Source organism: Salinimicrobium sediminis, assembly GCF_900215295.1.
Lineage (GTDB): Bacteria > Bacteroidota > Bacteroidia > Flavobacteriales > Flavobacteriaceae > Salinimicrobium > Salinimicrobium sediminis.
Genome location: NZ_OCMF01000001.1, coordinates 1,207,920 through 1,221,433, shown reverse-complemented (window position 1 = coordinate 1,221,433; position 13,514 = coordinate 1,207,920). Strand labels below are relative to the sequence as shown.

7 protein-coding genes are annotated in these 13,514 nt (G+C 41.0%); all 7 read right to left on the bottom strand.

Going from position 1 to position 13,514, the window contains the following annotated elements; translation table 11 throughout:
• Positions 1-13: 13 nt before the first annotated feature.
• A complete protein-coding gene (locus tag CRO16_RS05545) occupies positions 14-1,450 on the bottom strand; it encodes a glycoside hydrolase family 30 protein (protein WP_097055311.1) in 1,437 nt (478 codons plus the stop codon).
• Positions 1,451-1,482: 32 nt separating this feature from the next.
• A complete protein-coding gene (locus CRO16_RS16300) occupies positions 1,483-2,571 on the bottom strand; it encodes a glycoside hydrolase family 16 protein (RefSeq protein WP_179670489.1) in 1,089 nt (362 codons plus the stop codon).
• Between the two features lie 87 nt (positions 2,572-2,658).
• Positions 2,659-3,594, bottom strand: a complete 936-nt coding sequence (locus CRO16_RS05535) for a hypothetical protein (protein WP_097055310.1) — start codon at positions 3,592-3,594, stop codon at positions 2,659-2,661.
• Between the two features lie 13 nt (positions 3,595-3,607).
• Positions 3,608-5,647, bottom strand: a complete 2,040-nt coding sequence (locus CRO16_RS05530) for a hypothetical protein (RefSeq protein WP_143544434.1) — start codon at positions 5,645-5,647, stop codon at positions 3,608-3,610.
• Between the two features lie 14 nt (positions 5,648-5,661).
• Entirely contained in the window at positions 5,662-7,167 is a 1,506-nt protein-coding gene (locus tag CRO16_RS05525; protein WP_097055797.1) for a RagB/SusD family nutrient uptake outer membrane protein, read from the bottom strand.
• An 11-nt stretch (positions 7,168-7,178) separates the two neighbouring features.
• The gene (locus CRO16_RS05520; protein ID WP_097055308.1) at positions 7,179-10,295 is read right to left on the bottom strand and encodes a SusC/RagA family TonB-linked outer membrane protein; all 3,117 of its coding nucleotides are present in this window, start codon (positions 10,293-10,295) and stop codon (positions 7,179-7,181) included.
• 381 nt (positions 10,296-10,676) lie between these two features.
• The gene (locus CRO16_RS05515; protein ID WP_097055307.1) at positions 10,677-13,439 is read right to left on the bottom strand and encodes a helix-turn-helix and ligand-binding sensor domain-containing protein; all 2,763 of its coding nucleotides are present in this window, start codon (positions 13,437-13,439) and stop codon (positions 10,677-10,679) included.
• Between the last annotated feature and the right edge of the window lie 75 nt (positions 13,440-13,514).

Here is a 13,514-nt window from a genome sequence, read left to right as displayed (position 1 = left end):
CTGTTTTCGTTGCTCACTCCCATACAAATGTTCCAACTGCACCTGGATGTAAAGAGGTTGTTATCAACTTTCCATTATATTCTATATTGAAGGACTCAGACTTTTCTCCATCGTTGAGTACTATCAAAACCTTGCCTCCTGCTGGGGTTCTAAAAGCAACATTATGCAGGCTACCGGTAATATTACTGGTGATTCTCACAGAACCACGAGGAACAAATTTTGAAGCGTGAGAAATAATATAATAGCTCACATTTTTAGTGTACGATCCACTACTGGTTACAGTTATAGCTCCCTTACAGGTAGTACAACCTCCCGGAGTATGAGGACCAAAACCTGAATTATTAGCAAGATTCCATTCCAAAGCAGTTTTGCTCCAATTCCTGAGAGATCCAACTATAACATTCTTTAAATGCCATTTCAGATCTCCTCCAAAGTCTCCCTGGGAGGAGGTATATTGTTCGGTGAAGTATATATCCTTGTTAGGGTAAGCATCATGAACGGTAGACAGAGCTGAAATGTCCCCGGCATACAAATGGAAAGCTGAACCCGCTATGAATTTTCTTGCTTCAGGATCATTTAAGATTGATATTGGATATGATGGATTGTCAGCGTTGTGGTCATATATTATAATGTCTGTTTCTAACCCGGCACGTAAAAATGCCGGTCCTAAAGAATTTTTTATAAAGCTGGTCTGCTCAGCTGCAGTCATATGCATGCTGGGATTATTTCCCGCATGTAAAGGTTCGTTTTGTACGGTCAAGGCATGAATGTTTATGCCCAAACTCTCCATTTCCCGTATATACCTGACGAGGTAATCAGCATAGACATTGTAATAAGCCTTTAGAAGATTTCCTCCAATTGTACTTTGATTATCCTTCATCCACACGGGAGGAGACCAGGGCGTTGCCATAATACCTATTTCAGGATTTATTTCCAGAATTTCCTGCAGGAGAGGGATAAGATCTTCCATATCTGGTTCAAGACTGAATTCAGAAAGATCTTCATCGGTTTGGCCTTGGGGAAGATCGTTATAGGAAAAAGTAGAGGAATTAAGATCTGAGGCACCCACACTTATTCTTAAATAACTTACACCAATCCCATTCCCCTCTTTAGAAAAAAGATTTTGAAGAAGTTCTGCCTTTTTACCTGAGTTAAGTGAATTAATTACCTCGGCACTTCCACCAGTAAGGGTGAAGCCAAAACCTTCCACCGTTTGATAGGTCTCGGTGACACTCACTTTTATTGTAGGATAAGAATTGTAATTCACCCCAAATGCAAGAATCCCCGGTTGCTTTTGAAACAATTGAGATTGATCTCCTTTTGTAAGGTAAAAAACCACTTCATTCTCCACTTTTGGAGGTTGAGGCGGGGTGGTAGGTTGAGGATCATTCTCGCTACTACAGCCTCCAATAAGGAAAAGTAGTAGTGAAATAGAGAAAAGCCCTTTCATAATAATTTATTATTCCTCGCTAATGGAGGAGGTTATTTGTACACTCTAACATAATCTACTTCCATGGTGCCGGAACTAAACGCAGGGTCTATTGTTCCACCAAGGGTTCCTCCAACCGCTATATTGAGGATAAGGAACTGGTCTGAAGTAAAAGGCCAGGTGCTTGCATTTTTGTTGGTAGGATTGTAGGTATAATGTACTTTCCCATCAACGGAAAAAATGAGTTTTTCGGACGTCCATTCCAGGCCATAGACATGGAATTCTGAAGTGGCGTCTTCTACCGTAGTTACGGCTTTGTTTTGAGTGCCTCCATAACTTGAGGGGGTATGAATTGCACTAATGATCTTTCCCGGATTATTACCAACATGTTCCATGATGTCAATTTCTCCAGAAGCAGGCCAACCTACAGAAGTAATATTGGAACCCAACATCCAGATCGCCGGCCAGGTACCACCGCCATTGGGCAATTTTGCCCGAACTTCCACTTTGCCATAGGTAAAGGAAAATTTTCCCTGGGTTTTTAAACGGGATGAGGTGTATGCAGCTCCCTCATAATTTTCTTTTTTCGCAGTAATCTTTAGAATCCCATTTTCTACTCTAACGTTCTCTGACCGGGAAGTGTAATATTGAGCCTCGCCATTGCCCCAGCCATTATCTCCCCTGCCTATGTCATAGGTCCATTTGGAAGAATCGGGTGCCCCGCTGTAATTGAACTCCTCTGCAAAGATCATCGAGGGAGTAACATAGATTGTTACGCTTTGCTCTTTAGATATGTATTCACTGCCTTTGTATGCAGAAACAAAGATTTTATAGGTATTGATCCCACTTTCAACATAGGTATAGGAAAGATTATTAGAAGTGGTTTCCAGGACATCTCCATTTCCAAAATTCACACGATAGGAATTTGCGTTTTTTGCTGAAAAAGAAACATTGATCTTCCCGCTACCATCCCCTTCAGGATTTGAAGCCGATGCCCCCACAATAGATACTTCAACCGTAAGATCAGATAGCTTTGTATCTACCTCCTCATCGGGATCAGAACCACTGCAACTCAATGTGATTATTGGAAAAAACAGGCACAAGAAGAGCTTGAGCTGATAATTTAGCTTTTTAGATAACATTTTTTTTATTTTAAAATGAGTGGAAAGTAACCTTAGAACTTCCGGCGGATTCTTCACCACCGAAAGTTTTAAGGTTTTTTCCAAAGATTATTCCGCCGGAATCAATCTAACATACCAGGCATTTCCTGTTTCTGTACCCTGAACCCTCAGATATAAGTGATCTTCAGAGATTTCAAGGATTTCATATTCCTTTTGAACAGCCCCGTAGCCAATAAAGGTTTCTGAGCCTATAAGCTCTATGGCAGTTTTGGTTGAAGGCGTTGATTCAGGTACACCTGTACTTGAAGGCACAAAAGAAAAGGCTGAACTTCCTCCAGTGTACCCATCGTAACAACCTTCTGCCCCCTCCGCAGGAATACCTGGCAAGTTATTACTTAAACTTCCGGTCTTTGTGAATGCACCATCCGGAGCATCAACAGTCAATGAGTATCCATTTGCTGTTTCACTAAAAGTAAAGGTAGCAGTATAAAAGCAATTTGCGCTTTCCACTTTTTCATCTACTCCGGCAGACCACCATTCCGGCCAAACTGAACCGTCTGAAAATGGACCTACTCCAAAATGCCCGGGAACTGATTTGTCAACTACCCAGGTTTTTGATCCATCGCCAACAAGAGAGGTAATGATCTCCGGTTGTGGAGAGAATATGCTTTCTACAGTCACATCCTGAGTTACTGTGGTAGCAGTACCTCCGGCTCCATAAGCAACAACTGTAAGCGTATAGGTATTAACACCCAGGGCTGTAAACTTTTTGGAGATTTTATTGGTGAAAGATTTAAAATCGGGATTTGCACTTGTACCAAAGTCAATTTTATAAGCTATAGCATTATCTGCTGTAACAGATATTTCGACATCGCCAGAACCGTCTCCATAAGGATGCGCTTCATCCTGTCCCACAAGGGATGTTTCAATCATTACATTAGTTGGAGCAGTGAGCTCCCCCATTTCGTAATCTGTCTCTGAACAACCGGCTATAAGAAGCAGGCCGGCATAGAATAGACTTTTTAAATTCAATATATTTTTCATTTATCTATTTTATTTAGTTGTGAAAATATATGTTGGTAACATATACATCTGCTTCTCCCGCTGGTGCGGCAGAAAAGATTAGTTGTGCAATATGTTCTCTACCTGTAAGGTTGGTAAAATCAGACAATGGAATATCCAGGCTTACCCATTCCTTTTGCGCAGGATTTTCAAATACTATTTCGTGTTCGGTATTGTCAAAATCTCCTGCATCAGCAGCTTCCCATTTAGCATTTGCTCCAAAATCAACCAGTTTCACTTTAAATGCAGTAGCATTTTCAGTATAAAATTCCACATGTAAATGAGTCATTTCGGTGATATCCAATTGATTGGCAACGGTTTCGATCCCTACAAAAGAAAGATTTGTATAGTATTTTGATGCACGGCCATCAAAAGTAACCTCCTCATAATCGGCAACTGACCAGTCTGTTCTCCAGGTATCTACAGTTACATCATCAGCAACGTTGCTGAAGAGAGAAATATACTCTGCTACTCCCATACGAATATCATCAAGATAGAAAGTTCCAGCTGTAGATTTACCGCCATCTACAAAAATGACCATTCCAGAATACTGTGCATCTGTGCTAAAGTTAAAGCTAAGTTCTTCCCAGCCTGATCCACCATGGTCTGCTGCTACTTCAGTATTAGCCTCACCATTAACAGCATCTTCCAATTTAAGGAGAACGGAGACAGGAGTATCCGACCATAATTTCATTGTGACTGTTTTGTTATCACCACTGAAATCCACTGGCTCATCCAGATTAAATTTAATGCCTTCCCAATCACTACCGGAATTTGTTATCGCACCAACCATTGAAGCTGACGTATTGGCCCCAGATTGAGCTGGATTGGCAACCACCTCAAAAGATGTTCCGTCCCATACTCCTGGAGAATAATCCAGATCTGCGTTATCAAAAGTTATGGGAAGTTGTAAAAGCACCAGTTTCATTAAACTAATGTCATCAAAGTAGAATGTTGCTCCTTCTCCAGGATTTCCGAAGTCGTAAAACACGATCACCCTGTCGTAGTTAATGGAAGCATCAAAACTTGCAGCACTACTAAGGTCAAAGGTCATTTCTTCCCACTCACCAGATGTAGTTGTATTTTCAATTACCTCTACAAAAACTGATGGGTTCCCATTCCCGTCGGGCTCTGAACTAGTGTCTTCAATTTTGACCATTACAGGCACACCTGCTTCAGGTGACCAAACGTTCATTTTTATTGCAGTACCCTGAGAGAAATCAAGAGGTTCATCTAATTGTAAGGAAGCTCCGGCCCATACTTCTGCACCAGCATTCTCTTTAAGTTCAACAACTTTAGCACTGGTGTTGATCCCACTAATATCGGGGTTATCTATTACCTGAGCACTGGCTCCACCAAATCCACTCCAGGTATAATCCAATTTAGCGGATTCAAAGTCAACCGGTAAAAACAAAGGATCTGTAATGGTAACCTGTTTGGTATCTTCAAGAGAAGCTTCCCCACCACTAAGAGCAACAACTCTTACATCATAAGTTCCCACTGTCTGATAGGTATGGCTAACAGATTCGCCTGGCATAAGAGGTGTTGGCTCCTCATCTGCAGACTCCCCGAAATATACATCAAAAGTGGCTGCATAATCTGCAGTAGCACTTACAATTACGGTATAATTATCCTGAGGATCTTTATCTATGTTGATTTCTAGATTCTCTGGAGTTCTGAATGAAACAGTAAGGGGTTGAGTTCCCTGAGCCGTTTCTCCTGCCAGGTTTTTCCCTGTAACCACAACATCATAATTTCCTTCTGCATAGAAGTGCTTCACCCATTCTCCTGGTTTAATCTCTGCTGAAACCGGGGAACCGTCTCCAAAATCTACTATGAATCTGGTAACCCCTTCACCGGTAGGAGTAATGGTCACAAGACCGGTATTATCATTCGTTATGGCAAAAGTGGCACCTATATTTCCGGAATTAACGGTTTCCAAAAAGGAAGTGTCGTCGTCTATTCCATCTTCCATACTACAACCTAGAATTGCAAGGAGGCTAAACAGACCCAGTATAAATCTAAATTTTTTCATGTTTTTCATATTTATTAATACTGCGGATTTTGCTCAATTACGGTGTTTTCTAGTTCCCTGTAAGGAATAGGAAGAATTTCATGCTTTCCGGCAACAAAACCTTCATCAGATAAGAATTCAGCAGCTCTTCCTGTTCTCACAAGATCGAAAAATCTATGACCTTCTCCGGCAAGTTCCAGTCTGCGTTCTCTGTAGATAGCCTGTAATGAAACAGGAACACTAGGTAAATCAACTCTGGCTCTTACTGCGTCTAAAAGAGCCTGGGCTCTTGCACCTGTTCCGCCAAGAGCTTCAGCTTCCATTAAGTAAGTGTCTGCAAGACGAATTACATAAAAATTCTGACGATAGTTCAAGATCGGTTCTCCCGCACCTGTAGTCACATCTGCACGGGTAGGAATAAATTTGTTTAGGAAATATCCAGTGTCTTCGTATCCTGGAGAATAGGATGCAGCGCCGGCTGCTACTAAAGCTTCCAAATCAAGAATTGTTGCGTCAAATCTCGGATCACCTTTTAAAAGTTCATACAATTCCGGTTCCACAGGATTAAAACTCCATCCAGAAGGTAGATCTGGCGCAGCCTCGGTCAATTGAGAATAAGATCTTGGTCCTACCATAGTATTAATGGTATTACCTTCATCCTGACCCTGACCCCATATCTCCCAGTAGGAGAAAGAAGCATTTGTATGAGCAACCTCTACTATGGATTCGGCATTAAATTTATTATCTGTCTCCCATAGAGCATCAAAGCTGTCAAGTAATCTGTTCCCATATTGGTTGGTTTCACCAGGAGTTCCGTTTACCTCTCTCAATTGAGCTGCCGCTTCCTGGTTTTTTCCTTCCCAAAGGAATACTTTACCCAATATTGCCTGGGCTCCTCCTTTAGTAATACGTCCTGCCTCTTCTGCAGGTATTGTAGGTGGAAGGTCTGGAATAGCCTCAAGAAGATCCTGTTCTATTTGCGCAAAAACCGCCGCAGGATCTGCCTGTGGCACCGTGTTGAATTCACTGCTGGTAAGAGGAGTAGTAATCAAAGGAATGTTTTTGAACATTCTTACCAGGTTAAAGTAATAAAGTGCACGAAGAGCTTTGGTTTCGGCAGTCATTCGCGCGATTTTACTCTCATCCATGTCAACATCAGGCAACTTGGTAAGTAAAAAGTTAGCACGGGATATTCCCTGATAGTAATCACTCCAATAGCTTTGAGGCATTGTAGTGGGCGTAATTTTGAAGTCATCAAAATTCTGGATCCCGATCCCGTCAGAAGCGTTACCTCCTCCGGCTCTGAAATCATCTGAACCCGCATTAAAAAAGGTAACCATGTTCTCAAATCCTCCGGAATATTTTCTCATAACATCATAAACTGCTACAAGACCGGCAAAAGCTTCCGTTTCATTCCTGTAATAGTTGGATTCCAGGTTAGTACCTTTTACCGGCACCTCAAGGAAATCTTCACTACAGGAATTCAACGTAAATATCACTGCAAAAGCAGCTAATACTAACTTGAATGTGTGTGTTTTCATTTTCATTTTTTTTAAAATTGTATGTTAGCTCCAAATAGGAAAGATCTGGCCTGTGGATAATATCCACGATCTATACCAAATGTATTTCCTCCAATTTCAGGATCGTAACCTGTATAGTCTGTCAATGTTAACAGGTTTTCTCCTGTTACATAGAATCTCATTTTTTGAACCCCGTATGCTTTTGTAAAGGTGTCAGGAATGGTATATCCCACCTGAGCCAGCTTTAAGCGGAGATAATCTCCATCCTCAAGATAAAAATCGGACATTCTACTAAAGTTTTCGTTAGTATCGTTGTTCGTTAGACGGGGATAATCATTTGATGTTCCTTCACCTCTCCATCTGCTAAGTGCCTTTGTAGAGTAGTTGGCATTTTGGATATCCAGACGACGTAAGCCCTGGAAGATCTTATTGCCTGCTGCACCCTGAGTAAATACCATCAAATCGAAATTCTTATAATTCATGTTAAGGGTAAGACCAAAGGTATATTTTGGAAGCGGACTTCCAAGGAACTGTTTATCATCATCTGTAATAGTTCCATCATTGTTAGTATCTACCCATTTGAAGTCACCCGGAACAGCATTTGGCTGAATCACATTTCCATTAGGTCCTGTATAGGCATTAACTTCTTCGGGAGTTTGGAAAATACCTGCTGTACTAAATCCGTAGAAAGAGTTGTATGGTTGTCCAATCTGAGTTCTGGTAATGGGACCCATAGACTGGAATCCCGAAGTACCGGTAGTAATAAAGATCTTATCCTGACCAAGGTAAGTAACCTCGTTTTCAAGGTAGGTAAAGTTACCATTAGCAGAGAAATAAAGTTCTCCAAAATTCTTATTGAAGCCCAATTCAAGTTCTACTCCACGGTTCTCCATATCGGCCACGTTACCAACGGGAAGACCTGTAGAACCCACATACCCCGGAATTTCAAATTCCTGAAGAATGCCGGTTGTCACTTTCTTATAGTATTCCAGCGTCATAGTAAGATAATCAAAAAATCTTGCATCAGCTCCAATGTTGAGCTGAGAAGTCTCTTCCCATCTTAAATCGGGGTTTGCGGGTGCATTTGGGCTGTAGCCGATTTCTATGGCACTACCATCCTGTCCAAAGGTGTAATTACGACCGCCGTCAATTAGAGCCAGATATCCATTTTGCCTGATGGCATCATTACCGGTAACTCCATAACCTGCTCTTATTTTTAAAGTATTGATGAATCCTTCACCTCCCCAGAAATCTTCATTGGACACATTCCAACCTGCAGAGAAGGATGGGAAAACCCCAAATTTGTTATTTGGTCCAAAATTGGAAGATCCGTCTCTACGAACAATTCCTGTAAAAAGGTATCTTTCATCATAGTTGTAGTTCAAACGCGAGAAGAGGGAAACTACGCGATGCTCGGTTCCGTTATAGGCACTACCTACAATTCGATCATCCGGAATGTCGTAATTAAAAGAAGCGTCTTTGTAACTGCTCACCGGAAGGCCCTGATAAGAAGTATATGTACCACTGGTAATACCGTCAACATAAGCCCCTTGTCCCAGCAACACAGTAAGGTTGTGTTTACCAAAGCTGTCATCGTAAGAAACTGTATTTTCAATATTCCATCCAAATCCCTTGTTAAGGTTTCGGCTTAAGCTATTTTGTGAAGTTCCTACTGTAGCACTTAAATAATACACAGGAGTAAAGAAGTCACCTCCCCAATATGCTATTTTCCCACCTACACTTGATCTAAAGGTAAGTTGGTCAATGGGCTTAAATTCTAAATAGGCATTACCTACAAAATCATCAGACCAGTTATAGTTACCCAACCTGGTTTGAACATAAGCAACTGGGTTAGTCATTTCCTGCCCTACCCTTGGATCGGAAATTCCGTAAGGATTCCCGTTTGCATCTCTAAATACAGGGTTATTAATATAGGGAGAAGAATTAGCTACCGCAGGGTCTGTTACTACAATAGGGGTAAGAGGATCCAGGTTTAGAGCTGAACTCAAGGGCCCACCGTATTCACTGTTAGTGTTTCCCAATCCTGTATTTCTTTGGTGAGTGTATCCAAAAGTTTGTCCAACCTTGAACATATCAGATATTTCATGAGTAGAGTTCAATCGTAAACTTTTCTTCTGATACTTGGAGATCTCTGAAGTAACGATACCTTCCTGATCTAAAAGTCCGAAGGAAGCATAGAAGGTAGAAACATCATTCCCACCACTAAGGCTAAACTCGTGTGATTCTCTTGTAGCCCTGTCATTAAAAATAGCCTTCTGCCAGTCTGTTCCTGTCCCATAAGCAGTAAGATCGGGATAAACAATTTGTCCTCCCGCTGCAACAGATTTCTCATTCATCAATGCAGCATACTGTGGTGCATTTAAAAGGTCTACTGTCTTTTCAGGTCCGGAAAAACCATAATATCCGGTATAGTTAACATTCATTAAACCTTGCTTACCTTTCTTTGTAGTTACAAGAATAACTCCGGAGGCTGCCCTGGCCCCATAAATAGCAAGGGAAGCAGCATCTTTAAGGACTTCTATAGACTCAATATCTTGCTGGTTCAAATATCCAATCCCGCCTGAATCCACGATCACACCGTCTACAACCCATAATGGAGTGTTTCCTCCATAGGTATCGAATGTGGTAAGACCCCTAACACGAACGGTTGCTGAAGAACCTGGTTGACCTGAGTTTTGTGCAATTGTTACCCCGGAAACCCTTCCCTGAAGAGTTTGTTCAATTCTTCCATTGGGAACAGCTTCAAGTTCCTCGGCCTTAACAGAAGAAATAGCCCCGGTGGTTACACTTTTCTTTTGGGTACCGTATCCCACAACAACTACCTCATCAAGGGAAGCAGCATTTGGAGCGAGGGTTATGGCAATATCCTGCAGATCCCCCACGAGGGTTTCAATGGTTTCATATCCTACATAGGAAAATACAAGAATATCCTCCGGGGCTGCTTCAATAGCAAATTTCCCGTCAAAATCTGTCTGGGTTCCTACTGTAGTACCTTTTATAATGACATTGGCTCCCGGTAAAGGCATTCCTGTATCATCTACTACGGTACCGGTCACTTCTCTCGTTTGAGCCAAGGCAGAACTCAAAACAAACAGAAATAACACGACTAAATAATTTTTAATTTTCATTGATTGTTAATTTAGGTGTTGGTGCATTTAATTTTAAGATTAATAATTTGACGGAAATGAATAAACCAAAACCGAAATCGATTTCGAATTACCGGAAAGATCTTCCGGATCAACTCAGATTAGGATTTATACAATTTCGCCTTAGGATTAGTTGTTAAAATTGTGTTACCAATATATTAACTTAATCAACCTCCGGAAGAAATATCGCCTTTACAAAAAATCTACAATTGAAAAGTCTAATGTATAGATAAGAATATACCCCAAAAACATTGGTCTTATAAGCCTATAGGCTATAAAATGGGGAATTAAAAAAGAGAGTAAAAAGTATTATTTAGGAAATTTGTATAGGTAGTGTAGAGGAAAAAATGAGCTTTGTAAAGGCTATAATTGCATTATATAGTCTGTTAAATTCACATTTCTGGGCAAATCCATTTTTTTTCTCAAACGATATCGCTTTATCTCCACACTCTTAACTGAGATATTAATTAGAGGAGCAATTTCTTTAGAGGAAAGGTTTAATCTTAAATAAGCACAAAGCCGCAAATCATTTGAAGTAAGTTCAGGATGTTTAGCTTTTAGCTTATCAAAAAATTCCTTGTCACTGTTTTTAAAAGCTTCCTGGAACATCTTCCAGTTATCCTCTTCACTCAATTCTTTATCTATAGTTTTAATGACCTTCTTAACCCTGGAATTTTCATCTCCCTTTAATTCCTCTTTTAGATAGGACAGGAATTCATTTTTTTTGATGAGAGACATTGTGGAAGCTGCCAGCTGCCCGTTTTTCTCGGTCATATTCCTTTCAAGATTTTCTTTTTGAAGCTTAATGATTTGTTGTTCTGCCTCCAGGTTCTTCATCTTAAGGTTCTTCTCCCTTTCAAGAATTATTTTCCTGTGCCGTCTTTTATAGAAATGGTGAATTCCAAAAAGTCCCAGAAGGAACAGGAGACCATAGCTGATCAAAGCCAGATTGGACAGATGCCAGGGCTTAGGGATAGTAAAAGCATATTCCCGAACCTCCAGGTCCCGGTCGTTTATTCTTCCTTTAACCTGGAAAACATAATTCCCGGGGGGCAAATTTTCGAACCTCGTCGTTCCGCTCTGATCCCACAATGACCAATCCTTGGTGTAGTTTAATAACCGGTAACTGTATTCAGGCCTGGCAAGAATTTGATAATTTGGAATAGCATAATGAAAAGAAATACTATTGCTTTCATTGTCCAGGTCCAAACCTTTCGCAATTAAAGACCGGTAGGCAGCATGTTCTCCTTTGATTGAGGTTTTAATGGAACTTAATAAAAGCTGACCGGAGAGCACGTCATTTCTTAGCGGCAGGGAAAATTCTATGTAGCCTCCATTCGAACCTGCAAGAAACTGATCCTTCCCTACAAGAGAGATATTTTCAAATCCTTTCCCGATATTTCTGCTTTCCAATGGAAGCGGTATCTTTCTTTCAATTAACTTCTGCTCAAAAGGATCTCTGGTCACATAAAAAAGATTTTCTTCTCCAAAGGTCCACCAACTCCCATTTGTCAAAACCCTGGAAGCCCCGCTGATTCTGTTATTCCCCCTGCTTAACCTGTTGAGTTCATTATCGGCGGTAAACTCGTCCTTTTTCCTGTCATATTTAAAGACCAGCTTCTCCGTTGAATAATAGATATCATTTTCAAAAATGAAAACATGAGGATCCATACCCGCCTCGGGATCCACTTTAAAGTTTTTTATATTTTCAATTTTTGAATAGTCTCTGCTCAACTCGATTTTAAACACCCCCCGGTGATAATGACTTATCCAGGCGATAGAATCATTCTCCACAACCATGTGTTGCACCGAAAGATCAAAATTTTCAATGTAACTGGCCGGTTCCTCTGACCCCGGGGAAAAATAGCTAAGTCCGTTATAATGTCCCTGTAAAATACCACCCCCCATCCCTGCCATTGTCCAGGTTCCAAGGCCATCCCAAATCAACCTTACCTTTTTACCCTCAACTATAAAAGTGCCACGATCATGTCCAGCATAAAGCTCCCCGTTGATATAATTAAGGCTCCAAACCTGCCCTGTGGTTCCCGGCACCAGCACATATTCCCCGTCAGCATCCTTTTCCTTATAGTAAAGACCCTGATTCGTTCCCAAGTACATAAAGCCGTCTACAACCAAAGCGCAATAGACAGTACCAATTTTTCCAAAAGTGTCTACGAATAACCTGAACGGGCTTTCCTTATTGATAACGGCTATCCCATTGTCCAAACCTCCCCAAACATTTCCCTCTTCATCTTCGGTCACTGCCAACAAAGTATTGTTGAGTAAGGTGGGTTGTGATAGATGGTATTTTAGCTCTCCCTCCAAACTCAGGATGTAAAGGCCGCTCCCGATACTTCCTAAAGCAAGAGATCCATCTTTCAGGTAATTTGCAGAAAAGAAACTTACCGAACCGGGGTAATTTTCCACGGGTAAAAATTCCCATTGATTCCCGGTTATGATAAAAATTCCGTCATCCCTGGTCACTGCCAGTATTTTATCTGAGGAATAGGGAAACAAACCGATAATGCTTTTATTCCTGATCTTTTCATTAGAGACAAAAGATCTCCCCACCCCCTCTTCTATAACAAAAAGGCCTTTTTCTGCTTCCTGATAATATATCCTGTCCCGAACTTTAAAAAGATTGGAAATATTCCTTTCAGTAACCACTACAGTGACCTGTCCGGAAATCTTATTAAAACTGTATAATCGCTGGTGACTCTGAAAAATCACGTGATCCCCTATTTCCTTTATATCCCAGAATTGCTCCCCGTCAAATAATCCCGGGCCTACGGAGTCCTTGAGTGAAGTATAGGTTAGTCTGCCATTCTCCTTCGGCTCCCAATATCCAAAGTCCATATAAGCTCCTGTGTAAATACGATCCTCTGTGGCCAGGACCGATCTTACGGCCGTTTCCCCCGGCACCTTATATAAATTCCAGTGTTCCCCGTCGAACTGAAGCAAACCGGAATTATTAGCAACATATATTCTCTTATCCGGCCCCTGCGACACCATCCAATTCTGGTTTCCGGCATTATAATCATTGGGGCTAAAATTGAGCACAGGAGGTAGTTCCTGGCCATTTGCCAGCCAGGATAACAGAAAAAGAAGAAGTAAATAGAATCTCAAAGTCCGGACCTGTTAATTTTTTAGGTTCCCTCACAAATATAACCTCATTTTAGGTTTATGAAAATTTTTAGGAAT